This window comes from Flavobacterium azooxidireducens, assembly GCF_023195775.1.
Lineage (GTDB): Bacteria > Bacteroidota > Bacteroidia > Flavobacteriales > Flavobacteriaceae > Flavobacterium > Flavobacterium azooxidireducens.
The window spans coordinates 754,134-778,562 of the sequence record NZ_CP096205.1; the positions used below are offsets into that span (position 1 = coordinate 754,134).

Genomic DNA, 24,429 nt, shown 5'->3' on the forward strand with positions numbered 1-24,429 from the left:
AAATGAGGCTTTAAATTATTTTTTTGAGGTAATATTTTGTTAAACAACATCTGCCATCTTGTCACATTTTCATTTTTAGTATTATCTTTGCAGACTGATTTCAGATAAAATCGATTATGGAGAAGATAATAGAAGAAAACAAGCAAGGAACCAGCTTAGTTTTAGAACAAAAAGAAGGCAATACTAAAAAGCTTTTTATAGAAAGTTACGGCTGTCAGATGAATTTTTCTGATAGTGAAATCGTAGCTTCCATTTTGTATGAACAAGGTTATAACACTACCCAAAATTTGGAAGAAGCCGATTTGGTTTTAGTAAACACTTGTTCTATTCGTGATAAAGCTGAACAAACCGTTCGCAAACGTTTAGAAAAATACAATGCCGTAAAAAAAATCAATCCAACCATGAAAGTGGGTGTTTTGGGTTGTATGGCCGAGCGATTAAAAAGTCAATTTCTGGAAGAAGAAAAAATTGTAGACATGGTCGTTGGTCCCGATGCATACAAAGACATTCCTAACTTATTAAAAGAAGTGGAAGAAGGTCGTGATGCCATCAATGTGATTTTATCTAAAGATGAAACGTATGGCGATATTTCTCCTGTTCGTTTAAACAGCAATGGCGTAAACGCATTTGTTTCCATCACTCGCGGATGTGATAATATGTGTACGTTTTGCGTAGTTCCGTTTACACGCGGACGTGAAAGAAGCCGTGAACCACAAAGTATTTTAGAAGAAATCAAAGATTTATCAGATAGAGGTTTTAAAGAAGTAACGCTTTTAGGTCAAAATGTAGATAGTTATTTATGGTATGGTGGTGGTTTGAAAAAAGATTTCGATAAAGCGACTGAAATGCAACAAGCTACCGCGGTTGATTTTGCTCAATTGCTTGAAATGTGTGCGGTTCAATTTCCAAAGATGCGTTTTCGTTTTTCTACATCAAATCCGCAAGATATGCATGTGGAAGTAATTGAAATCATGGCTAAATACCATAACATTTGCAATTATATTCATCTACCGGTGCAAAGCGGAAGCACTAGAATTTTGAAAGAAATGAACCGTCAACACACCCGAGAAGAATACATGGCGTTGGTGGATAAAATATATGAAATTATTCCGGACATTTCGCTTTCTCAGGATATGATTACCGGTTTTCCAACAGAAACAGAAGAAGATCATCAAGACACCTTAAGTTTGATGGAATATGTGAAATATGATTTCGGATTTATGTTTGCTTATTCGGAACGACCGGGAACATTAGCCGCCAGAAAAATGGAAGACGACGTGCCGGAAGAAATAAAGAAAAGACGATTAAACGAAATCATCGACTTACAACAAAAATTAGGTTTAGAAAGAACCAAACGTTTTATTGGTCAAGAAGTAGAAGTTTTAATTGAAAAAGAATCCAAACGATCTACCGAGCATTGGAGCGGTAGAAATTCTCAAAACACAGTGGTTGTTTTTCCAAAAGAAAATTACAAAGTTGGTGATTTTGTGATGGTAAAAATAAACGATTGTACGGCTGCTACATTAATTGGAGAAGCGGTTGGGTATTCAGAAATAATGAATTAATTTTTGTTTCAGGTTTCAAGTTTCAGGTTAACTCCCAAACTTGAAACTTGAAACCTGAAACTTGAAACAAAACATGGAATCCGTACAAGCAATAAAACAACGATTTGAAATCATCGGAAATGATCCGAAACTCAATCGTGCGATAGAAAAAGCCATTCAGGTTGCTCCTACCGATATTTCGGTTTTGGTAACCGGTGAAAGTGGCGTTGGAAAAGAAAGTATTCCAAAAATAATTCATTCCCTTTCGCACAGAAAGCATGGAAAATATATAGCTGTAAACTGTGGAGCTATTCCCGAAGGAACTATCGACAGTGAACTTTTCGGTCACGAAAAAGGCTCATTCACAGGTGCAACCGGTGCTCGTGATGGTTATTTTGAAGTAGCCGATGGAGGAACCATTTTTTTAGATGAAGTAGGTGAATTACCTTTAACAACCCAAGTTCGTTTACTTCGTGTGTTGGAAAATGGTGAATTTATCAAAGTAGGTTCCTCGCAAGTACAAAAAACGAATGTTCGTATTGTTGCAGCCACAAACGTCAATATGTTTGATGCAATTGAAAAAGGCAAATTCCGTGAAGATTTATATTATCGTTTGAGTACGGTTGATATTAATTTGCCACCTTTGCGTGAACGAAAAGATGACATTCATTTATTATTTAGAAAATTTGCCGCCGATTTTAGTCAGAAATACAAAATGCCGCCCATCAAATTAGATGACAATGCGGTTGATTTATTGTTGAAATATCGCTGGAGCGGAAACATTCGTCAGTTGCGGAATATTGCCGAACAGATTTCGGTTTTAGAAACCAATCGAAACATTTCTTACCAAACATTATATGCTTATCTACCGCAAGAAGGTTCGAATCTTCCGGCGGTTATCAAAGATAAAAAGGCGGAAAGTGATTTTAGCAATGAACGAGAAATTTTATACAAAGTGCTTTTTGATATGAAAAGCGATTTGAATGATTTGAAAAAACTCACGTTAGAATTAATGCAAAATGGCGGTGCAAAAGTGCAGGAAGCCAATAAAAATCTGATTCAGAAAATATACGGTCAAAAAGAAGATACTGAAATTGATTTTGAAGAACCAAGAATGGGTGTTGTTCCTACTCAAAACCTTTCGCAACAAGAGGAATTTGATGACGAAGATGACGATCAAAATTATCTTTTTGCCGAAGCTGTGGAAGAGGAAGAAACCTTGCGTTTAGATGCCAAAGAAATCGAACTAATCAAAAAAGCATTAGACCGAAACAAAGGAAAACGAAAAGCGGCGGCTGATGAATTAGGTATTTCGGAGCGAACTTTATATCGAAAAATTAAACAATTTGATTTGTAGAATCATGAAAAAAATTATCAAGTACAGTCTATTTCTAACAGCAATAATCTGCATAAACAGTTGTAAATATTACAACTTCACAGGAACCGGAAAAATAGATGCAGATACCTTTCAAGTCAATTATTTTCAAAATAATGCGGAGTTAATTGAACCCGGTCTTGAGCGTGATTTTACTATTGCTCTTCAAGAATTAATTAACAATCAAACCAATTTGAATTTAACAAATAGTGGTGCCGATTTAATATATGAAGGAGAAATTACCGGATTCCGTATTTCGCCAATGACTGCCACTGCCGACCAACGAACGGCTCAAAATAGAGTAACGATGACGGTTATGGTTCGTTTTACAAATACTAAAAAAGAAGCTGATGATTTTGAAAAATCGTTTTCATTTTTCTATGATTATCCGGCAGAACAACAATTGATTGGGCCAACTTTAGCCGCTGCAAAACTTGAACTTTTTGAAAGAATCACACAAGATATCTTTAATGCATCATTAGCAAAATGGTAGATTATAAAATTTAGTGAGTTTACCTTGTTAATTTTTTATAAATTTGAATAAATTTTTAAGACAACAGACAACCAACTTTGAACTTAACCGAATATACATACTTACTCAATAACCCCAATGCGGTTAACGAAAAGCAAGCAAAAGCTTTAGAAACCGTAGTGGATAGTTTTCCCTATTTTCAAAGTGCAAGGGCGTTGTATCTCAAAGGATTGTATAATCAAGATAGTTACAAATATAATTTCACTCTAAAACAAACAGCTGCTCACACGACAGATCGTAGCATTTTATTTGATTTTATTACTTCCGATGAATTTACAATCATCGAAAAAGATATTTATGAGCAAAAGTTAGCCTTGCTAATGGATATTGAAGTTATTGAAAGTGAAACTCATTTACTTCCTTCACAAGTTGAAAATGACAAAGAAAACATTGAAACTAAAGAAGAAATTGTTGAGGAAGAAATTCCTGAAGTGGAACCAAAATTAGCTGAAATTGAAGTAGATAAATTAACCGTTTTACCAACCGTTGAATTTGAGTCTTCTGATATTGAATTTATTAGACTGGAAAACGATCCAGTTATTGATGAAGTTTCTGAAGAAATCACAGTAACTGAAATTACTCCGATAGAAATTGATGAAATTGTGACTATTTCAACAGAAAAAGAAACAATTTCTGAAACAATGGTTGAAGAAGAGGAAATCGAAGAAGAACCTATTCGATTAGAAATTTTGGAGGAAACTATTGAAGAAACAATTTCAAATGAAGCAATATCGATAGATGAAAACAGTTTTGAATCTTTACCAGAAGAAATAATTCCTGAAATTGAAGAAAAACTGGAAATTGGAAAACCAATTACTTTTTTACAAAACGAAAAACACTCCTTTCAAGAATGGTTGCAATTGGCAAGTTTTAAACCAATTGAACGAATTGAAGAGAAAAAAGAAACTTTTTCAATTGAAAATTCAGTTCAAAAAGATGAAAAAAAGCAAGAAAACACTACTGATAAACTAAAAAAATTAGAAATAATTGACAAGTTTATTGAAACTAATCCAAAAATAACGCCTGCCAGAGAGTTAGCTGAAACGCCTTCAAAACCAATAGAAACAAGCGATACAACGCACTTGATGACAGAAACATTAGCTCGTGTTTATTTGGAACAAAAAAAATATAGCAAAGCAATTCAAGCTTATGAAATATTAATTTTGAAATATCCGGAAAAAAGTATTTTCTTTGCAGACCGAATTAAAGACATCAAAATTTTACAACAAAATAATCAATAGCATGGGATTTTCAGTTTTTTTAGTATTAATAACAGTAGTTTGTTTTTTACTTATCGTAGTTATCATGGTTCAAAACCCTAAAGGTGGTGGCTTATCAACAACTTTTGGGAACTCTCAACAAATTGGTGGAGTTCAAAAAACGACTGATTTTTTAGATAAAAGCACATGGACATTAGGCATCATTTTGATTGCTTTAATTATGTTTTCAAGTTTAGCTTTCAATGATGGTAACGGAACAGTTACAATCGATAAGGATGCAACTCCTGTAAGAACAGAAACTCCGGCCGCAACTCCTTCTACTACTCCAACAGAAGCTGCTCCCGTAACAGAATAATAAATTTTTAGAATTTATATAATCAAGTCCCGAATTTTTTCGGGATTTTTTTTTGAATAGGATTATGCTGAAAAAATGTCAGTTTGCTTCAATTGGCACAATTTCTGACTACTAAGAAATCGTCAAACTTAATTTAATTAAATAATATAGAATAACTATGTCAGTAAACATTAAACCCCTTTCAGACCGCGTTTTAGTGGAGCCGGCTGCTGCCGAAACAACAACAGCTTCAGGTATTATTATTCCCGACACTGCCAAAGAAAAACCACAAAAAGGAATCGTAGTGGCAGTTGGAAATGGTAAAAAAGACCATATTATGACTGTAAAAGTTGGCGATACTGTTTTATATGGCAAATATGCCGGAACCGAATTAAAATTGGAAGGCAAAGATTACCTCATCATGCGTGAGGATGATATTCTTGCTATCGTATAATTAAATAATAGGATTTAAAAACAACAAACAATTTAAATAGTTTATAAAAATGGCAAAAGATATAAAATTCGACATTGAAGCACGCGACGGTTTAAAACGTGGCGTTGATGCATTGGCAAACGCAGTAAAAGTAACTTTAGGACCAAAAGGTCGAAATGTAACAATTAGCAAATCATTTGGTGGACCAACAGTAACCAAAGATGGTGTAACGGTTGCCAAAGAAGTTGAATTGAAAGATCCATTGGAAAATATGGGTGCTCAAATGGTGAAAGAAGTTGCTTCTAAAACCAATGATTTAGCCGGAGACGGAACAACTACTGCAACGGTTTTAGCTCAAGCCATCGTAAAAGAAGGTTTGAAAAACGTAGCTGCAGGAGCAAATCCGATGGATTTAAAAAGAGGAATTGACAAAGCAGTAGAAGCAATTGTTGCTGATTTGGGAAAACAAGCCAAAGAAGTAGGAAGTTCTACTGAAAAAATAAAACAAGTAGCTTCGATTTCTGCTAATAATGATGAAGTAATTGGCGAATTAATCGCTACTGCTTTCGGAAAAGTGGGTAAAGAAGGAGTTATTACTGTTGAAGAAGCAAAAGGAACGGATACCTACGTTGATGTGGTAGAAGGTATGCAATTTGACAGAGGTTATTTATCACCTTACTTCGTAACCAACCCTGAAAAAATGAATGTGGAATTAGAAAATCCATATATTCTATTATATGATAAAAAAGTTTCTTCTTTAAAAGAGTTATTACCGGTTTTAGAACCAGTAGCTCAATCAGGAAAACCATTATTAATTATTGCAGAAGATGTTGATGGAGAGGCTCTTTCAACGTTGGTTGTAAACAAATTACGTGGAGCTTTAAAAATTGCTGCTGTAAAAGCACCAGGTTTTGGTGACAGAAGAAAAGCGATGTTGGAAGACATTGCCATCTTAACCGGAGGAACTGTAATTGCTGAAGAAAGTGGTTACACATTAGAAAATGCAACATTAGAAATGTTAGGAACGGCTGAAAAAGTTTCTATTGATAAAGATAATACAACTATCGTGAACGGAGCAGGAAATGGTGATTTGATTAAAAATCGTGTGAACCAAATCAAAGCTCAGATGGAAACCACAACTTCTGATTATGATCGTGAGAAATTGCAAGAACGTTTGGCTAAATTAGCCGGAGGGGTTGCTGTTCTTTATGTTGGTGCTGCTTCTGAAGTAGAAATGAAAGAGAAAAAAGACCGTGTTGATGATGCTTTACACGCAACCAGAGCAGCTGTTGAAGAAGGAATTGTTGCCGGTGGTGGAGTTGCTTTATTGAGAGCTAAAAATGTTTTAGCTTCTTTAAAAGCCGACAATGCTGATGAAGCAACCGGAATTCAAATTGTTTCTCGTGCTGTGGAAGCTCCGCTAAGAACCATTGTTGAAAATGCAGGTTTAGAAGGTTCTGTTGTTGTTGCAAAAGTAGCAGAGGGAAAAGGTGATTTTGGATACAATGCCAAAACCGATGAATATGTTGATATGCTAAAAGCCGGAATCATCGACCCTAAAAAAGTAACTCGTGTTGCTTTAGAAAACGCAGCTTCTGTTGCCGGAATGATTTTAACGACTGAGTGTGCTTTAGTTGATATTAAAGAAGAAAATGCCGGAGGCGGAATGCCAATGGGAGGCGGAATGCCGGGGATGATGTAATTAAGCAGTAAGACTTGAGTATTAAGACTTGCCTATAAAAAATCCGTCATGAAGAAATTCTTGACGGATTTTGTTTTTTATTAAATACTTAGGTTTTGCAAAATTGAAAATGAAAGCGTATGATTCATTAAATCGGAACCACTACTTAAATTTAAATAATGATTCATATAACCCAATTCAATTCGGGTTTGTTCTTTGAAATGAATTCCTAAACCGGTGAAAAATCGGTTTTGATCAAAGAATTTGGAATTAATCTTATTTGTACCAATATTCAAAAATACTTCTGATTGGATTATTCCATACAACGTATTATTAGAATTTTTAAAGTTAGATAAATGAATCAAATTTCTGTTTAAATACCTAAATCGATTTTGATAATGAGTAGCTACAACCTCTGTATTTTGATTAACTACTCCCAATCTGTCCACAAATCGTTGTTCAACTCGAATTCGATGATTCATTAGATTTTTATCTTCCTTCCATTTATGATTATAAACCAATTGCTGCCAAATTCTGTTTTCACCAAAATAATCATCAAAAGTTGGACTGTATGTGTTTATTAAACCATATCCTAAAGCCAAATTCAACTTTGAATTGACATGATAGATTCCGCCCAATCTAAATAAATTTTGACGAGAATAGTTTAAATTATCATCTAGCCTAAACTGAGCTTCGACATGAATTCCAATTTTTTCAGCAATTTTAATTTGACCAACATAAGCAAACCAGTTTGCTTGATCTTCGTTTTTATTCTGAGCATAACCATTACTAATCATAGCAAAAAGTGCTACTAGAACGTAACTTTTTTTAATCCAATTCATTTTCATATTACTGTCTTTTTTACAATTTAATTCCTTTTTCTCATACAGGCAACAACTATGAAATTGAGTACAAACCAACTATTCTGCTTTTAATTTATGAGTATGATTCCCGTCTTAGCAAATGCTGTTTATTTCGATGTCAAGGTTCTGCGTTTTACTTTTTTTTAAATGTGGCTTAAATTACTCTATTTCCACAAAAGTAAAAGTAGATAAATACTTAAATTAATTCATCTTGTTTAAACTTATAGTCATTTTTCTTGATGCTTTCGGATGATTTGACAATGGTTTATGGTTTTCCAATCCAAGAATAGTTACTGTTCCTCCATCATCATGAGCTTCATAATCATGTTTAAAATGTTCTAAGTTTTCCATAACCGAATGATCAACTAATTTAGTCTTTTTCAAATTAATAATTACTTGATAGCCTGGCGGAATTTCCTCCAACTTTCTTTTAATTCCTAAATAATTTGAAAAAATGGCCGATTTATCAATTTCCACATAATACGTATTTCCTTCAAAAGAAACAATTGTTTGGGCTTTAAAAAAGGAAGAAATTGGTGTGCCATTCATAACATGAATAATCATTTTTAACAACATTCCGAACGCAATTCCCACCAATAAATCTTCAAAAAGTGTCACAATAACTGTGCCTGAAAAGATAATTAATTGCTCTTTTCCTATGTGAAGCATGTGAAGAAATTCTCTTGGATGAGCCAATTTTATTCCCACTGTAATTAACATCGCGGCTAATGCTGCGTTTGGAATCATCTCTAACAGTGGAGCCGCTAACAATACAAAAAGAAGAATAAAAACGCCGTGAAAAAAGTTTGCCCAACGTGTTTTGGCCCCATTAGTAACATTTGATGAACTTCTGGCTACTTCAGAAATCATTGGTAATCCTCCCAAAAAAGCGGCAAAAGTATTTCCTATTCCAATCGCTATTAAATCCTTATTTGCATTTGATTTTCTTCTAAAAGGATCTGCCAAATCAATCGCCTTTAAAGTTAATAATGATTCCAAAGAACCAACTAAAGCAAACATTATAACATATTTTATAAAAACTCCCGTTTGACTAAATCCTGAAAAATCAACGTTCCAATGAATGCTCTCTGTTAAACTTCCAATTTTTACCAAAGCATAAGGCGGTTCTGTGTGAGCAAAATCCATTACTAATTCGGCCGGAATAGCAAAAAGTAAAACCACTAATGGAGCGGGAATCATCTTAATAGTTTTATTTTTAATAAATGGCCAACCTAACATTATTACCAAACTAACTACACCAATAAAAGTGGCTTTTATATCGAGATTGACTATGAATTTTGGAATATTCAACAATAATTCTACCGGATTCATTCCTTTAGCCAACATCGGATTATCATTCAACAAAACAGGTATTTGCTTGGCGATAATAATGATTCCGATAGCAGCCAACATTCCGTGAATGGTTGAAAGTGGAAAAAAATCGGCTAATTTTCCCAATTTAAAAATTCCAAAAAGAATTTGTATCAATCCGGCAATTACCATTGCTCCTAAGGCTAATTTCCATCCTAAATCAGAATTTCCTTGACCAAATTCGGACACAGCTCCGGCAACAATTACAATTAATCCCGCAGCCGGTCCTTTAATGGTTAACCGTGAACCCATGAAAAAACTCACGAGTATTCCACCAATAATTGCTGTGATTAATCCCATAATGGGAGGGAAATCAGACGCTTTTGCAATCCCTAAACTCAAGGGTAATGCTAGTAAAAAGACGATAAAACCAGAAATAGCATCGGTTTTAAAATTTTCTTTCAAGCCTGCCAATCCATCAGCAGGAATATATTTTTTTGTTTTCATTTGATTTTACATTAAGATGATTGATAAGGTAATTCATGGTATGTTTTTACATGAGGTCCCAAAAATAAACGAGCATAAATTCGGATTCCGGCAATTCCGGAAACCACAAAACTTGATGCCACAAAAAAGGCTAATAGCACTTGATTACTAGCGATATGACTAAAAAGTAAATCTTCACCAATAAACGTTGAAGTAATTGGAAAACCCGTGATACCTAATGTTGCCAACAAAAAGAAAAAAGCGAATTTTGGGTGTTCATAAACGTGTCCTAAATATTGACTGATTAAGATTCGTTTTTCCATTTTCTTTAATTTCAGCAATGCCAAATAGCCAATTGCACCGGAAATAATAATTCCTGATAAATAAAAAGCAATTTCGTTTACTGTAACATGTTCATTAAAAACGATGGCTAAAGCAATCCAAAAATGATTCATGACAATTAAAATCCAAGCTAGAAATGGACTTTTACGTTCTGAGAAGGATTTAAAAACAAATACCAAACCTATTCCGGCAAAAATTTCGGGTAAAACGGAAGTTAACTCAGTTGGCAATATCTCTTTGAATTGATAAGAAATTGTTCCCAAAGCAAAAAGTGGTATAAAAAAGAAATAAACTCTTTTGATATTCAAAAAATCCAAAGACTTACCGATTATTTTTAAAGGTCGCCAAAGCACAAAATTCAAAAATGCTTCTAAATTAAATTCTTTCAACGCAAGAACATACAGTGTGTTTTTAATCTTTCTTGGAAAGAAAAAATTATCCTTTTCAGATTTAGGTTGAAAAGTGTAAAACTGCTCTCTTATCAAATAACTTACTACTGAAGGAGAAACCAACAATTGATACGTACGAAGAAAAGCATTACCAGCAAAATGAATGAGTGCCAACACTTCTAAGCCAAGAGCAATTTCAATAAAAATTATACCAATTTGCGAAATGGAACTATAAGCGATTTGACTTTTTACAGATGACTGTACTCGAGCCATTAACGAACTCATAATACTAGTGGTTAAACCCATCAATCCAATCGCAAATCGCATTGATGTTTGATGTTCCCAAAAAGGAAACGTTCGCAACATTAAAAACACTCCCAAATGAACTGAAAGTGAGCCATAAAAAATTGCACTAGATGGTGTTGGCCCTTCCATTGCTCTGGGTAACCATGATGAAAAAGGAATTTGAGCCGATTTTGCGGCTGCTGCACAAGCAAGACATAACGCAATAAAAACCCCAATTAACGAATGATTTTGAAGATGTTCATTCACTAATTCATAATTGTTTAGCTTCATAAAAGTGATGTTTTCATGAAACAAATGGTGACTTGCCCACATCGTTAACAATAATCCAACATCACCAATTCTGTAAATCGAAAAAACTTTGAAGGCATTTTTAACCGGTAAATAGCGTTCTCTGTAAAACGCAATTAATAGAAAAGATGAAATTCCGATAATTTCCCAACCAATGAACAACGTTTCAAAATTACCGGACAGAATAGCTAAATTATATCCAAAAAAGAAGAATAAAACGGTGGTAAAAAAACGTTTATATCCTTTTTCACGATGGAGGTAATAGCGACTGTAAGTAGTTATCAATGAAGTTAAAAGAGCACCTACAAACAAATAAACGGCTGTAATTCTATCAAAATAGAAATCGATGAAAAACTCGTAATGTGATGTTCTGAAAATCGTCGTTTCCTTGAGATTCAAATCCGGTGAATCATTCCAAATCCAAATTACACTAAATAAAACAATGCCTAAAAACTGAATAAAAACAGTACTAAAAGCAATTCCTGAAATTAATTTCTCTTTTTTCTCAGGTAAAAACACACTGATTAAGAAACCTAAAATCGGGAACAATAAAAAAAACTGAAGTATATTTTCCATAATCTTACGCTGTTTTTAGAATTGAAATGGGTAAATTCTCCTTTGTTTTAACATCAACTTCCAACTCATTTTGAACGTAATTTGTCTTTTGAATAGTTTGATAGACGATAAACTCTTCCTTTTCAAACACAAAAAGTTGTTTGTTTTTTGGATGAACTACGACAAGTTTTACCCATTCATTTTTGAACCATTCAAAAGTTGATGGATTTTTGGTAATTGCATTTTTTACAATTTCCGGAAAATGCTCTGCTACTACTAGCAATCGGATAGGATCATGAACTTCAATCATCTGACTGGGTAAACCGGGACGAAGATCACCATCAATTCCATTGGCCACACCAATTAAACCCATGACATTATGTGGCAATTTTGAACCGGCACCTAACTTTTGATTGTCAACCCTGGAAAAATAATATTCCAAATTTATTCCACCGGCAACTGGAGCTACTTGTCCTAAAATAACCGCAAGAAAATCACCTGATGGATCAATTTGATAATCATAGGAATTCAAAAACGACCTTCTGTCTAAAAACAATTGTTTAGATAAACTTCTTCTTCCAACGACACTCATTGCGTTCGTGGCATGATTCAATTCCGGTCGAGGTTCAAACAACGACAGAGATCTTCTTTTTACATTTTTGTGCACCTTTTCAAGTGAATCGGAAGAATTAATAGTGTCAAATCTTCTGGAACGTTCTTTCGCATTATTCTGAAGTGCTTTTGAAAAGATTTCTTGATTTTGAAGATGTAACTTTAGATTCAATTCACTTAAACTATCTACATCATAAAATTGAATTTCATCACGGGTTGTATCGTGTAAAGCGGGCAGAAATTGAGTTTCCAAAGGAATTTCTATTCCTCGTTCTTTCAACATTTCTCTAACTCTTGGATGATTGGAGGCAAAACAAGCAACTTTTGCATTCACAGAACTTGGTCTTCCGCAACAAGCACCGCAATCATACCCGGCATAATGTGTGTTATTCACGCTGGTAGCACCGTGTCCGACAACGTAAACAAGTGACGAAAAATTCTTGACGAGACCAATACTTTTTAATAGTCCTTCTACCCTATTCGTCATTTCTTCAATGGTAAAACCGACTTGTAAATCACTTTCTCTATCATTAAGATTTTGATTTTCGATATGCAGTTTTGCCTTTTTATGCAAATGTTTAAAAGAGGCCGTTGTAGCCGGAGACATTGAAGGTTTGAAAATATTTAGGAACAATTTGAAAGCAGAAGTAAATCCGAGCGTCTGACTAATTATCCAACCAAAAAGCAACGAATGAGAATGCTTGTGATAATGAAAATCTTTCACATGTTTTTTCTTTCTGTGTTCTTCTTTAATTAAATACTTAGGTGTAACCGGTGCAGGACATAATTTGGTGTGAAATTTTCCATTAACCGGTTGGTAATAAAATTCAAAATTGAAAAAAGCAGCAGTTCCGAACGTTTCTGCTTTAGGATCTTGGTGTTCAATATGTCTTCTAAAAGAACATTCACGGTCATCCATACAAAACAATCCTTGAAAACTCGGAGCAGAATTGACAGAAACTTCTTCTGTTTCTTTTACACTTGCTAATACTTGATCATAAAAACTCCATTCAAAAGCCTTTTGCCAAAGTGACAGAACCTCAAACAATTCGTTGTATTTTATAGGTTCAAAAAGTTTATATTCATGAGAACGAACTTTTAAACCGAGTGGCGACCAATTACTATTGAATTTTTTGTCTAAAACATCTATTTCTAGCAATAATTCAAACTTAACCAACTCTTCAAAAGTGATTGGTCTTGTGTCTAAGAGCGAACTCGGATTTGTTTCGATAGTAGCAATCATTCCACTCCAACCTGGATGGGAAAACTGTTGATCAAATAAATAGTATTCATATAATTCTTGCTTTCCAACCAAAATTTCTAGTAATTCTGTAATGGATGTATTTTTAAATAGCAATTCCTTTACTCTTGTTGAAGAAAATAAACTTTGAGAAGTATTTTGTTCCAAAGTTTTAATTGCAGCTAAAAAACCAGTAGCCTTTTCAGGAAAAGTCCAAAGTGCAATGCCTTGATCTAAATAGCTACACAAAACCCTAAAAAGCAAACTATGGGTGGATTTTTCTAAGTTGATGGAATATTCTTTCTTCCAATTGGCTCGCAAATTTCCGATTCTGGCTTTAACCGATTCATCATAGTTTTGATTGAGCAATTTATCTTTCCAAACAGAAATATTCTCCTTTCCTTTTTCTTTTTCGATCACCCAATTGAGTACGGATTCATTGATTTCATTTTTTTTGAATCGGTTTCTAAAATCTGCCAAAGGTAAATAGGTTTTGTACCCAAAAATGGTGTTTGCTTTGGCTAATGCTTCATGAAATTTTTTATGTTGAAAAGCGTGTAACGTATTGTGATGCACAAAGTCTTTCAACGGATTTTGTGCCGGTAAATAATGGGTTAGACGATGAAGAACGGCATGTTCATCAAAGCCATCGATAGTTGTTTTCACTTATTAATGAAATTGAATTAATACATAAGTTATTGATATTCAATAAAAATTGAAATCTTAAAAAACTAATAATGTATTAAGACAGATGTATTTTCCAATTGCAGTATAAGTCGTAAAGAGGTAATTTATCTACATTTATTTTAGTGAGAAATTGACAGAAAAACTGTCTTTCTTCAAAAATTAAAGTAAATACATTGGATTTTGGAAATGTAAAATCTAAATGAACTTCGTCAATTTCAGATTCTGTAGTTTTTGCTTGGTTAACAGCAGTAAATATTGCTGTATGAGCTGCATGAATATCACATTCGGAGTGATTGTTTGAAGAATCTTTTTGAGAGGTTACGTGATTCTGAGCTAAATCAGCAAATAGTAATCCTCTGATAGATCCTGTATATAGCACAACAAAGACCAGAAGGAAAGAAAATAATCCTTTGTTTTTTTCTAAAACTGATTTTATTGTTCTCACATTATTTACCTAAAACGATGTAAAATTAGATTAATTTTCGATTTAAAATGAATTTAAATAAAAAAGTTCCGATAACGATATCGGAACTTTTAATTTATTGCTTTCTTTCAAACTTACAACAGCCGTGCAAATTATTGTAAGCTTCATCGGTTGCTTTAACTTTTTCTGTATCGTGACCCACTTTTGCTACTGCTTCGTGAACTTGGTCAACCGTACATTTTGTTTCATCCAATATTAAATGTAAATCTTGATGATCTTCATGCCAAGTGGCCGATTTTACTCCTTTGACAGACAATGCGGCTTTTTCGATGCGTTTCTTGCACATGTCGCAATTGCCATTTACTTCGATGTCGTGTTTGGCATTTTTATTTTTCTTTTCTTGAGCCTGAACTGAAATTCCCATTAAAGAAATCATCAGTACTAAAATTATTTTTTTCATTTTATTATTGTTTTTTGTTATTGATATTGAAATTGAATTTTGCTATTGAATTTTAAAACGTAAACCTGTGTAAAACATTGCTCCAAAAACCGGAGCATACACCATTGAACTATCAAAATATGAGTCAAAAGGGTCATTACTTCCTAAAATTGCATTTTTTTGTTGATAATTTCCAAGGTTTTCTGCACCAAGATAGATTTCAAATGTTTTAGAAAATGTTCTGGTTATTTGTGCATTCATCACCGAAAACGGATTAGTAAACTCCTGCAAACGATATTCTTCCGGATTCGACTGGGTTCTTGGTAAACGTTGTTTTCCTAACCAATTGTAAGTAAAATCAAATTTCCATTGTTGACCTTTTTCCTTTACATGCGTTTCATAAGCGATATTTGTAAAAAAACGATGTTTGGCTTGCAAAGGTCTTTCAACTAAACCAATGGTATAATCGGTTTGAACATCATAAAATTTATACGCTGTTCGAATATTGAAATGATGTGAAATTTCATAACTCAAATCCACTTGTAAACTATTGGCAAATGATTTTCCGTCAAGGTTATAAAAAAGTACTTGTTGCGGAGTATTATCAACATCTACAATGGCTTGATTTTGAAAATCCGTTCGGTAAAAATCGACTGAAAACTCAGCTTCTTTTCCAAATACTTTAAATCCTTGTAAAAAACTAACGCCGTAATTCCAAGCAATTTCAGCATCCAAACCATAAATTTCTCCACCTGTATCCAAAATTTGAAATTGACGTGATGAAGCAAAAAGTTGTTGATTTTCGGCAAAAATATTAGCACTTCTTTTTCCTCTTCCGGCAGAAATTCTGAAAGTTGTTTTTTCAAAAGGTTTGTATCTTAAATGAGCTCTTGGCGTGACAAAAACTCCTAATCGATTGTGGTAATCAATTCGACCACCTAAAACATAACTCAAATCGTCATCATTGCAATAAGTATATTCAAAAAAAGCACCTACGGAATTATCAATTCTACTGAAATCGGAAACATTCACCACCTCATCAAACTGATCGTAAGTAAAATTTAAACCCGTTGCAAATTTGTGTAACGTATTGCTAATAATAGAATTATAAATCAAATTAGAATAAAAACTTCGTTGCGTAATATCATATTGATTTAAGCCGAAATACGAATCTTGTTTATGGTAATTGAATGCGTTTTGAAACCCGAAACTTCGCCACGGAACTTCCGTTGAAACACGACCTATTTTTGATGAAATATCTAACTTTTCTGTATTGATTTCTGAACCCCAAAAATTAGTTGTTCCTCTGTCCCTATCCGGATCAAAATCAACTTGACCGGTTTGTTTTTCATCATTCATATAACGAAAATTGATGAAACTCACCCAGCCATTTTCGGCATCGGTATATTGCCAACGATTTATCATATTAATTTGTTGACCGATTGGATTATCCAAAAAACTATCGTCGTTCATGTCGTTTTTAGAAACTCTCGCATTTCCATGAAGAAACAAACTGGTTGCCCATTTATCATTCAATTTTTTATTAAAATGCGTATTCAATTCAAATCGCGAATCAGTTGAACCATACGCATTCAAAAAGAACGGAATATCATCTTGCGGTTTAATCATTTCGTAATTAATCTGACCCGAAATGCTTTCAAATCCATTAACCACAGAACCTGCTCCTTTGGTAATTTGAATGCTTTCCACCCACGTTCCGGGTACAAACGAAAGTCCATACGCCTGCGAAGCACCACGAATAGCCGGAATATTTTCCTCTGTCATCAAAATATAAGGACTTGTTAATCCCAACATTCGAATTTGACGACTTCCGGAAACTGCATCCGAAAAATTGACATCTATGGACGGATTGGTTTCAAAACTTTCGGATAAATTACAACAAGCTGCTTTGAGCAATTCCTTGCTTGTCATCGTTTGAACGTTGGCCGCAGCCATATAATTCTTTTGAAGAGACTTTCTGACTTTGGTCAAAGTAACTTCATCTAAAGTAGTGTCAAATTCTAAATTTTGTGTAATTGATTTAGGTTCAGTAATCGCTAAAGTAACAGTTTGAAAACCTACATAACTAATTACCAGAACCGTGTTTTCGGCAGTAAAAGGAATCGAAAAATTTCCTTTATCATCTGAAACGGCACCAATTTGTGTGTTTTGCCAATAAATATTTGCTCCCGGAAGAGGCTGATTATCATCAAAAGTAATTTTCCCCGTGACATTTTCTTGCGAAAAAAGTAAAGTGGAAAACAATAAAAATAATGAAATTATAAGTTGTTTTTTCATTAAAAATGATTTTAAATTAAACGTGATTTTTTCACAAAAGTGAAACGTAGTTTAATCTAAAATCAGGCGTAAAAAACAAATTGGGAATACAATTGATAGAGTGGCGGAGCATTTGCATCGCAATAATAATCAAAAAATTGCTGATTGATTAGCCCTACTCTATTGGTATAAAAAGAAAATTCAACACTTGGTAAAACCGAAACATAATCGAAGTCAAACTGCAGTTGTTTTATCACTACATCATCAAAATCGGCTTGAATTGTTTCATCAGAACAACAACCGTCGTGACTGTCTGAAGAAGCTGCACAACATGATTTTTCTTCCGGATGAACGTCCATCACGCAAGGTTCTTCTGTAGTAAAAACTGAGGAAACTGAAGCAATCGTATCACCACAATAATGCACATTAAAGGCCAATCCGCTGGAAGAGATCAGCAGATAAAAAGCCATAATTATACTGGTGCACTTTTTGAAGTTCATAGTGCAAAGGTACTTTTTTTGATTACTAGCTTCAAAAAAATCTGTTAATTGAATTAAATCTCAACAACTTGACCCAAAAGCGGAACAGTTGCTTCAATTCCATACGTGTCAAAAATCTTTGTTCGTAAGGTGTCGGCCGCTTCATTTTCGCCGTGAACTAAAAATATTTTTTGAGGTTTTTGTTTTAATTCGCTCAACCAATTAAGTAAATCTTGTTGGTCGCCGTGTGCGGATAGCCCTTCTACCAAGACAACTTCTGCTTCAACCGGATAATATTTTCCGAAAAATTTGATTTCTTTGGCTCCTTCTACTAATTTTCTTCCGCGAGTTCCTTCAGCTTGATACCCAACCAGCATTACGGTATTTTCAGGTTTAACGATGTATCGTTCTAAATAAGACAAAACTCTTCCACCGGTAATCATTCCGCTTGCGGCAATAACCACTTTTGGTCTTTTGTCATAAATGGCATTGACAGTGTCTTCAAAATCGGAAATCATCGAAAACATACTGCACATTTCTTCACATTGATTTGGATTTAATTTATGCCATTTCGGATTATCATTAAAAATATCCAATACTTTAATTCCCATTGGCGTATCAATAATATAAGGAATATCCGGAATTCGATTTTGCAAACGCAATTGCCAAAGAAGATACATAACTGTTTGTGCACGTTCGACTGCAAAACTCGGAATCACCACATTTCCTCCTCGGTTGATGGTTGTATTGATAATCATTTCCAAATCCAACAACACATCATTTTGTGGATGAAGACGATTGCCGTAAGTGCTTTCTAAAAACACATAATCGGCTTTTTGTGGTTTCTTGGGCGGATACATCAACACATCATCTTCTTGACCCACATCTCCGGAAAAAACCAAAACTTTTTCATTTATATTTAATTTGATTGAGCAAGCTCCTAAAATATGTCCGGATTGAAAAAAGGTAAACCAACTTTCGTCTGTTAAACGAATTTCAATATCTTTTTCAACCACTTTAAAAAAAGATGTTACTCGTTCTGCATCAACTACAGTATATAAAGGTTCGGCCGGATTGTGTTTAGAAAAATGTTCCTGATTTGCTTTTGATGCTTCTTCTTCCTGAATTTTTGCACTGTCGGTTAAGATGAGCTTGGCAATTTGTTTGGTTGGACCGGTACAAAATATTTTCCCTTTAAAACCATTTTTTATCAATAACGGCAACCAACCGCAATGATCAAGGTGGCCATGCGTGAGCAACACAAAATCAATCGTAGCAGGTTCGATTGCCAACGGTTGCCAATTTAAATCACGCAATGATTTGATTCCCTGAAACAGACCACAATCGATTAAAATGCGGGTTTCATTATGTTCGACCAATGTTTTTGATCCTGTCACGGTTCCTGTTCCTCCTAAAAAATGAATTTTCATGATTTTAATGAATTACATTACACAATTGATTTGCTTCTTTTAGAATGTTTTTGATACGATTTTTACTCAACCCGATTTTTGAAAGCCATTCCGATTTATTAATCAAATCTTTCACGGTGATGAGTTCTTGCATTAATAATTTATCTTTTTCAAGCTGCGATAAAGTTGTCAAGCAAGTCACAGGATAAATTTGAGCAGAATCTATTTTGTTTCTCAAACTGTTTCCTTTTGGATAATCCCAACTTAATAAATTCAAGTTTGAACAAATTGCAAATTTTATGGCATCATCGGTAAATCGATTATTGGTTACAATCCAACAATGTTCAATTTGGTAATTAGCATTAAAAACCGAAAACTCTTTTTCTTTTAAATCATTAAATCGAGATAAAATATAAAGCGGAACTTTCACATCGGATTTTGCATCTTGGTTTCCATGAAATTTACATTCAATCATCGAAACTACATTTCCTTTTTTGAGCAAAACATCCACTTCATGAGAAATACATTTTCCATCCAAAATTAAATTGGTTTGTGTTTGATATCCTTCTAATTCAAATAATTTTGCAACAAATTTTTCAAAATAAAACCCTGCGGGACCAAGAGCTTGCACTGCCGATCTTAAATTATAACGAGCCGCATGAGAATTGGAAAAATTTTTAAGTAATTGAAAAGCGAGTTTGTAAATTTTTTTGGTTGGAATTCCTTCGTATAATTGCTTGTCGATTTCATGCATCACTTGAAATACAGCATTTTCATCAGCTCCTGATTTTCGCAAAGAATGTTGAAGTTTTTCTTTATCAAATAAAACTAATTCGCCTGAAAATTTAGTGACTTTCATAACTCATTTATCTTACCTTAAAGGTACAAAAAAAAGAGTTATGAATGTTTTTTTTGAAAGTAAAAAGCGGGAACAAAAAGCACTAAAAATAATGGTTGAACGATAAATCTTCGCACATAGAAAAGTATAAAATTGCTTTTTTCATCAAAAAACAAAACAACGCCAAAAAACATCAAAATCAGAAGTATAAACAACAACAGATAAAGTATCGAAGCAAATTTGGTAAGCGATACATCTTTAAACAAAAAATAAATCACCGCAATAGATAAAGAAGCATTTAAAACATAGCGAAACAACAAACTAAAAAAAAGTCCGATACCATTAAAATCCGGAAAAGGCAAATTGAGGTAGTCGCTTTTAAAATACTTTAAAAATGGATCATAAAACAAAGTTTCTTCAAAAAAACGAATGAATGCCAAAGCAAGCACGCATAATGCAATCAAAAGGAAATCAACTATTTTAGGCTTTTTTTTGTATTGCATAAACTGAAAATTTATTTACCCAAATCACCCACAACAAAAACACAACGCCATAAATAAACAACGGAAAAATAACGCCATGCAAAAGATGTTCATGTTGTGGATAATGATACAAAGCAATGGCTATTAACGCAATCCTGATTATATTGAGTACATAAATTAGAATTGAACCCGCCAAGATGAACAATACTGTTTTTTTCCAATTTCCTTTAAATGCAATCACAAAAGCGATAAAAAGAATAATTACGCTAATGGCGTTACAACCTTCAACAACTCTGGCAACATTTTTTCCTTCTACAAAAAGCATGGTCGAATTTTGTTTGGGATGAGGCTCTAAATACGAATTATATTGAAAAAGTTCAATAGTTTGTTGCGTTTGAACACTAACTAGTTGCGTAATTGAATCTACTTCTAACGAAGAACTATCAAAGGAATTCAAATAAAATTGATACAAAAACGTTAGAATAAGATAACTCAAGAAGAATTTTAATAAAAAAATCAAAAATGGCTTATATTGAATTATGTATTTTTTCAAAACGTAATTTTTAACAAAAATATGTAAATTAATGCAGTTTTGAAGTTTTAACTTTGTAAAAAATTTAACCTATGAATTTGGATGCCCTAAAACCAAAAATAAGTGAAATTTCAACTTTGTTTGATCTTTCACGAGAAGAAAAACTACAAAAAATTTGTCAGTTACTTCATGACGAAGTAGATTATTATAATTGGGTCGGATTTTATTTTGCCAATCACGAAGCCCAAACTCTGCATTTAGGACCATATGTTGGAGCAGAAACCGATCATACCGTTATTCCGTTTGGAAAAGGAATTTGCGGTCAAGTAGCCGTTTCCAACAAAAATTTTGTCGTCCCTGATGTTTCTGCCCAAGAAAATTATATCGCTTGTAGTTTTACCGTAAAGTCTGAAATTGTTGTTCCGCTTTTTGTAAACGGAAAAAACATTGGTCAAATCGATATCGACAGTCATGTGCTGGATCCATTCTCTAAAAAAGATGAAAAATTTCTGGAATTTGTAAACGAAGAAGTTGCAAAGTTGTTTTAGAAAAACTTGTCCATTTAAAAAATAAAAGTACCTTTGCAACCGAATTAGGAAAATCCTAAATTCATACATAAAAATCATTTAATATAATATTGGAATGTATTTAACGAAAGAAACAAAAGCGGAAATCTTCGCAAAACACGGAGGAAAAGCTGAAAACACTGGTTCTACAGAAGGACAAGTTGCCCTTTTTACTTTTAGAATCGCTCACTTAACTGAGCATTTGAAAAAAAATCGTCATGATTACAACACTGAACGTTCATTAGTACTTTTAGTAGGTAAAAGAAGAAGTCTTCTTGACTACTTAAAGAAAAAAGATGTTGTAAAATATCGTGAGTTAATTAAAGAATTAGGAATTAGAAAATAATCAACTAAGGGGCTTTGTGCCCCTTTTTGTTTTATATATTTTAAAGTAAAGTTCCCATTAACCTTTTGGGTAGGGAATAAAAAAGTTTGGTTTTTCATTGGGTTACACAACAACTACACACAACAACACAACGAAACCTAATAATTAATACCAAATTAGAATTTTTATGATTCCAAACGTAACGAAAGAAGTTATCGATTTAGGAGATGGAAGAACCATTTCGATCGAAACCGGAAAATTAGCGAAACAAGCAGACGGTTCTGTAGTGGTTCGCCTAGGCGATTGTATGCTTTTAGCTACAGCTGTTTCTGCCAGAACAGCAAATCCAAACGTAGATTTTTTACCTTTAACAGTAGATTATCGTGAAAAATTTGCTGCTGCAGGAAGATTTCCGGGTGGTTTTTTCAAAAGAGAAGCTCGTCCTAGCGACAGTGAAGTATTAACCATGCGTCTTGTTGACCGTGTTTTACGTCCACTTTTCCCGGATGATTATCATGCAGAAACACAAGTAATGATTCAATTAATGAGTCATGACGAAAATGTAATGCCTGATGCTTTGGCTGGTTTAGCAGCTTCTGCAGCTTTAGCAGTATCTGACATTCCTTTTTACAATTTAATTTCTGAAGTACGTGTTGCTCGTGTTGATGGAAAATTTATCATCAACCCAAGCAGAACTCAATTAGAACAATCAGACATCGATATGATGATTGGTGCTTCTTTGGATTCAGTAGCCATGGTGGAAGGTGAAATGAAAGAAATTTCAGAAAAAGAAATGGTGGAAGCCATTAAATTTGCTCACGAAGCTATCAAAGTTCAAATTCATGCTCAATTGCGTTTACAAGAAGCTTTTGGCAAAAAAGAAATTAGAACTTACGAAGGTGAACCTGAAGATGAAGCAGTTTATGCCAAAGTAAAAGCAGCTGCGTATGACAAATGTTATGCAATTGCTCAAGCAGCTTCCGGAAAAAGCGAAAGAACTGAAAAATTTGCTTTAGTGAAAGAAGAGTGTAAAGCTTTATTTACTGAAGAAGAATATGCAGAAAATGCAGACTTAGCCGGTTTAGTTGGAAAATATTACTACAAAACAAACAAAGAAGCTGTTCGTAATGTAATTCTTGAAAAAGGAATTCGTTTAGACGGAAGAAAAACAACTGAAATCAGACCAATTTGGTGTGAAATCGATTATTTGCCATCTGTTCACGGTTCATCTTTATTTACACGTGGTGAAACACAAGCTTTAGCTACTGTAACTTTAGGAACTTCAAGAGAAGCAAATCAAATTGACTCTCCATCAGAACAAGGTGAAGAAAAATTCTACTTGCACTATAACTTCCCTCCTTTCTCAACCGGTGAAGCAAAACCGTTAAGAGGAACATCCAGAAGAGAAGTTGGTCATGGAAACTTGGCTCAACGTGCTTTAAAAAATATGATTCCTGCCGAATGTCCTTACACAATCAGAATTGTTTCTGAAGTTTTAGAATCAAACGGTTCTTCTTCTATGGCAACAGTTTGTGCAGGAACAATGGCTTTAATGGATGCAGGAGTTCAAATGGTAAAACCTGTTTCAGGTATTGCGATGGGATTGATTACAGATGGTCAAAAATTTGCTGTTTTGTCTGATATTTTAGGTGATGAAGATCACTTAGGTGATATGGACTTTAAAGTAACCGGAACAGCAGACGGAATCACCGCTTGTCAAATGGATATCAAAATTGACGGATTGCGTTATGACATCATGGAGCAAGCGTTAGATCAAGCTCGTGAAGGTCGTTTACATATTTTAAGCAAATTGGTTGAAACGATTGCTACTCCGAGAGAAGATGTTAAGAAACACGCTCCAAAAATCATCATGCGTACCATTCCGGGTGCTTTCATTGGTGCATTAATAGGACCTGGAGGAAAAGTAATTCAAGAATTACAAAAAGCTACCGGAACAACGATTGTTATTAACGAAGTAGATGAGCAAGGTGTTGTTGAAATCTTAGGAACAGATCCGGATGGAATTGCAGCAGTTTTAGCTAAAATTGATTCGTTACTATTCAAACCACAAATGGGTGAAGCTTACGAAGTAAAAGTAATTAAAATGTTAGATTTTGGTGCTGTTGTAGAATATACTGCCGCTCCAGGAAACGAAGTTTTATTACACGTTTCTGAGTTAGCTTGGGAAAGAACCGAAAATGTAACCGATGTGGTAAACATGGGCGATATATTCCAAGTGAAATACTTAGGCGTAGATCCAAAAACAAGAAAAGAGAAAGTGTCAAGAAAAGCTCTTTTGCCAAGACCTCCAAGATCAGAAGAAAATAAAATTACGCCTAAAAAGGATTAATTTTAATTAACTCATATCTCAACCCGATTCAAAACAGAATCGGGTTTTTTTGTGGATTTATTTGTAATTCAACTACTACATTTGTGAATATATTAACAATTATTATATAT

At 33.9% G+C, this 24,429-nt stretch carries 22 protein-coding genes; 10 read left to right on the forward strand and 12 right to left on the reverse strand.

Annotated elements, in window-relative coordinates; all coding sequences use genetic code 11:
- The first annotated feature begins 116 nt into the window (after positions 1-116).
- The 7 genes from miaB to groL all read left to right on the forward strand — a co-directional run bounded on the left by miaB (position 117) and on the right by groL (position 7,140).
- Positions 117-1,565, forward strand: coding sequence for a tRNA (N6-isopentenyl adenosine(37)-C2)-methylthiotransferase MiaB (gene miaB / locus M0M57_RS03365; protein WP_248435371.1), 1,449 nt, complete (start codon positions 117-119; stop codon positions 1,563-1,565).
- Between the two features lie 73 nt (positions 1,566-1,638).
- On the forward strand, positions 1,639-2,901 hold the full coding sequence (locus M0M57_RS03370; protein ID WP_248435373.1) for a sigma-54 interaction domain-containing protein: 1,263 nt from the start codon (positions 1,639-1,641) through the stop codon (positions 2,899-2,901).
- A 4-nt stretch (positions 2,902-2,905) separates the two neighbouring features.
- On the forward strand, positions 2,906-3,412 hold the full coding sequence (gene lptE, locus M0M57_RS03375; RefSeq protein ID WP_248435375.1) for an LPS assembly lipoprotein LptE: 507 nt from the start codon (positions 2,906-2,908) through the stop codon (positions 3,410-3,412).
- A 77-nt stretch (positions 3,413-3,489) separates the two neighbouring features.
- The gene (locus tag M0M57_RS03380) at positions 3,490-4,692 is read left to right on the forward strand and encodes a tetratricopeptide repeat protein (RefSeq protein WP_248435377.1); all 1,203 of its coding nucleotides are present in this window, start codon (positions 3,490-3,492) and stop codon (positions 4,690-4,692) included.
- 1 nt (position 4,693) lies between these two features.
- Positions 4,694-5,026, forward strand: a complete 333-nt coding sequence (gene secG / locus M0M57_RS03385; protein WP_248435379.1) for a preprotein translocase subunit SecG — start codon at positions 4,694-4,696, stop codon at positions 5,024-5,026.
- 157 nt (positions 5,027-5,183) lie between these two features.
- On the forward strand, positions 5,184-5,459 hold the full coding sequence (locus tag M0M57_RS03390; protein WP_248435381.1) for a co-chaperone GroES: 276 nt from the start codon (positions 5,184-5,186) through the stop codon (positions 5,457-5,459).
- 49 nt (positions 5,460-5,508) lie between these two features.
- Positions 5,509-7,140 carry a chaperonin GroEL gene (groL, locus tag M0M57_RS03395; RefSeq protein WP_248435383.1) on the forward strand — a complete coding sequence of 544 codons (1,632 nt, stop codon included), beginning with the start codon at positions 5,509-5,511 and terminating at the stop codon, positions 7,138-7,140.
- An 80-nt stretch (positions 7,141-7,220) separates the two neighbouring features.
- Here the strand turns inward: groL and M0M57_RS03400 are convergent, their stop codons facing one another.
- The 12 genes from M0M57_RS03400 to xrtF all read right to left on the reverse strand — a co-directional run bounded on the left by M0M57_RS03400 (position 7,221) and on the right by xrtF (position 21,099).
- Complete coding sequence (locus tag M0M57_RS03400) at positions 7,221-7,961, reverse strand: DUF2490 domain-containing protein (protein WP_248435385.1); 741 nt, start codon at positions 7,959-7,961, stop codon at positions 7,221-7,223.
- Between the two features lie 222 nt (positions 7,962-8,183).
- Positions 8,184-9,800: a SulP family inorganic anion transporter gene (locus M0M57_RS03405; RefSeq protein WP_248435387.1), complete on the reverse strand. Its 1,617-nt coding sequence runs from the start codon at positions 9,798-9,800 to the stop codon at positions 8,184-8,186.
- Positions 9,801-9,811: 11 nt separating this feature from the next.
- Entirely contained in the window at positions 9,812-11,680 is a 1,869-nt protein-coding gene (locus tag M0M57_RS03410) for a proton-conducting transporter transmembrane domain-containing protein (protein WP_248435389.1), read from the reverse strand.
- Between the two features lie 4 nt (positions 11,681-11,684).
- The gene (locus tag M0M57_RS03415) at positions 11,685-14,177 is read right to left on the reverse strand and encodes a YbcC family protein (protein WP_248435391.1); all 2,493 of its coding nucleotides are present in this window, start codon (positions 14,175-14,177) and stop codon (positions 11,685-11,687) included.
- 76 nt (positions 14,178-14,253) lie between these two features.
- A complete protein-coding gene (locus M0M57_RS03420) occupies positions 14,254-14,643 on the reverse strand; it encodes a hypothetical protein (RefSeq protein ID WP_248435393.1) in 390 nt (129 codons plus the stop codon).
- A 94-nt stretch (positions 14,644-14,737) separates the two neighbouring features.
- Positions 14,738-15,082, reverse strand: a complete 345-nt coding sequence (locus M0M57_RS03425) for a heavy-metal-associated domain-containing protein (RefSeq protein ID WP_248435395.1) — start codon at positions 15,080-15,082, stop codon at positions 14,738-14,740.
- Between the two features lie 42 nt (positions 15,083-15,124).
- On the reverse strand, positions 15,125-17,359 hold the full coding sequence (locus tag M0M57_RS03430) for a TonB-dependent receptor (protein ID WP_248435396.1): 2,235 nt from the start codon (positions 17,357-17,359) through the stop codon (positions 15,125-15,127).
- 62 nt (positions 17,360-17,421) lie between these two features.
- Positions 17,422-17,838 carry an HYC_CC_PP family protein gene (locus M0M57_RS03435; protein WP_248435398.1) on the reverse strand — a complete coding sequence of 139 codons (417 nt, stop codon included), beginning with the start codon at positions 17,836-17,838 and terminating at the stop codon, positions 17,422-17,424.
- A 53-nt stretch (positions 17,839-17,891) separates the two neighbouring features.
- Entirely contained in the window at positions 17,892-19,247 is a 1,356-nt protein-coding gene (locus M0M57_RS03440) for an MBL fold metallo-hydrolase RNA specificity domain-containing protein (RefSeq protein ID WP_248435400.1), read from the reverse strand.
- A gap of 4 nt (positions 19,248-19,251) precedes the next feature.
- Positions 19,252-20,085, reverse strand: coding sequence for a restriction endonuclease (locus M0M57_RS03445; RefSeq protein ID WP_248435402.1), 834 nt, complete (start codon positions 20,083-20,085; stop codon positions 19,252-19,254).
- A gap of 38 nt (positions 20,086-20,123) precedes the next feature.
- A complete protein-coding gene (locus tag M0M57_RS03450; protein ID WP_248435404.1) occupies positions 20,124-20,567 on the reverse strand; it encodes an exosortase F system-associated membrane protein in 444 nt (147 codons plus the stop codon).
- Complete coding sequence (gene xrtF, locus M0M57_RS03455; RefSeq protein ID WP_248435405.1) at positions 20,545-21,099, reverse strand: exosortase family protein XrtF; 555 nt, start codon at positions 21,097-21,099, stop codon at positions 20,545-20,547. The genes M0M57_RS03450 and xrtF overlap by 23 nt, the downstream gene beginning before the upstream one ends.
- Before the next feature lie 71 nt (positions 21,100-21,170).
- Here xrtF and M0M57_RS03460 point away from each other — a divergent pair, with 71 nt between their 5' ends.
- From M0M57_RS03460 to M0M57_RS03470, 3 genes are all read left to right on the forward strand, one after another.
- Entirely contained in the window at positions 21,171-21,626 is a 456-nt protein-coding gene (locus tag M0M57_RS03460) for a GAF domain-containing protein (protein WP_248435407.1), read from the forward strand.
- Positions 21,627-21,720: 94 nt separating this feature from the next.
- Positions 21,721-21,990, forward strand: coding sequence for a 30S ribosomal protein S15 (gene rpsO, locus M0M57_RS03465; RefSeq protein ID WP_112086130.1), 270 nt, complete (start codon positions 21,721-21,723; stop codon positions 21,988-21,990).
- A gap of 166 nt (positions 21,991-22,156) precedes the next feature.
- The gene (locus M0M57_RS03470) at positions 22,157-24,319 is read left to right on the forward strand and encodes a polyribonucleotide nucleotidyltransferase (protein ID WP_248435409.1); all 2,163 of its coding nucleotides are present in this window, start codon (positions 22,157-22,159) and stop codon (positions 24,317-24,319) included.
- Positions 24,320-24,429 lie beyond the last annotated feature (110 nt).

What these genes read in the sequence shown, in the direction of transcription:
- miaB (WP_248435371.1), top strand. Translation starts at nt 117, where the DNA reads ATGGAGAAGATAATAGAAGAAAACAAGCAAGGAACCAGCTTAGTTTTA.
- M0M57_RS03370 (WP_248435373.1), top strand. Translation starts at nt 1,639, where the DNA reads ATGGAATCCGTACAAGCAATAAAACAACGATTTGAAATCATCGGAAAT.
- lptE (WP_248435375.1), top strand. Translation starts at nt 2,906, where the DNA reads ATGAAAAAAATTATCAAGTACAGTCTATTTCTAACAGCAATAATCTGC.
- secG (WP_248435379.1), top strand. Translation starts at nt 4,694, where the DNA reads ATGGGATTTTCAGTTTTTTTAGTATTAATAACAGTAGTTTGTTTTTTA.
- M0M57_RS03390 (WP_248435381.1), top strand. Translation starts at nt 5,184, where the DNA reads ATGTCAGTAAACATTAAACCCCTTTCAGACCGCGTTTTAGTGGAGCCG.
- groL (WP_248435383.1), top strand. Translation starts at nt 5,509, where the DNA reads ATGGCAAAAGATATAAAATTCGACATTGAAGCACGCGACGGTTTAAAA.
- M0M57_RS03400 (WP_248435385.1), bottom strand. Translation starts at nt 7,961, where the DNA reads ATGAATTGGATTAAAAAAAGTTACGTTCTAGTAGCACTTTTTGCTATG.
- M0M57_RS03405 (WP_248435387.1), bottom strand. Translation starts at nt 9,800, where the DNA reads ATGAAAACAAAAAAATATATTCCTGCTGATGGATTGGCAGGCTTGAAA.
- M0M57_RS03410 (WP_248435389.1), bottom strand. Translation starts at nt 11,680, where the DNA reads ATGGAAAATATACTTCAGTTTTTTTTATTGTTCCCGATTTTAGGTTTC.
- M0M57_RS03425 (WP_248435395.1), bottom strand. Translation starts at nt 15,082, where the DNA reads ATGAAAAAAATAATTTTAGTACTGATGATTTCTTTAATGGGAATTTCA.
- M0M57_RS03430 (WP_248435396.1), bottom strand. Translation starts at nt 17,359, where the DNA reads ATGAAAAAACAACTTATAATTTCATTATTTTTATTGTTTTCCACTTTA.
- M0M57_RS03435 (WP_248435398.1), bottom strand. Translation starts at nt 17,838, where the DNA reads ATGAACTTCAAAAAGTGCACCAGTATAATTATGGCTTTTTATCTGCTG.
- M0M57_RS03440 (WP_248435400.1), bottom strand. Translation starts at nt 19,247, where the DNA reads ATGAAAATTCATTTTTTAGGAGGAACAGGAACCGTGACAGGATCAAAA.
- M0M57_RS03445 (WP_248435402.1), bottom strand. Translation starts at nt 20,085, where the DNA reads ATGAAAGTCACTAAATTTTCAGGCGAATTAGTTTTATTTGATAAAGAA.
- M0M57_RS03450 (WP_248435404.1), bottom strand. Translation starts at nt 20,567, where the DNA reads ATGCAATACAAAAAAAAGCCTAAAATAGTTGATTTCCTTTTGATTGCA.
- M0M57_RS03460 (WP_248435407.1), top strand. Translation starts at nt 21,171, where the DNA reads ATGAATTTGGATGCCCTAAAACCAAAAATAAGTGAAATTTCAACTTTG.
- rpsO (WP_112086130.1), top strand. Translation starts at nt 21,721, where the DNA reads ATGTATTTAACGAAAGAAACAAAAGCGGAAATCTTCGCAAAACACGGA.
- M0M57_RS03470 (WP_248435409.1), top strand. Translation starts at nt 22,157, where the DNA reads ATGATTCCAAACGTAACGAAAGAAGTTATCGATTTAGGAGATGGAAGA.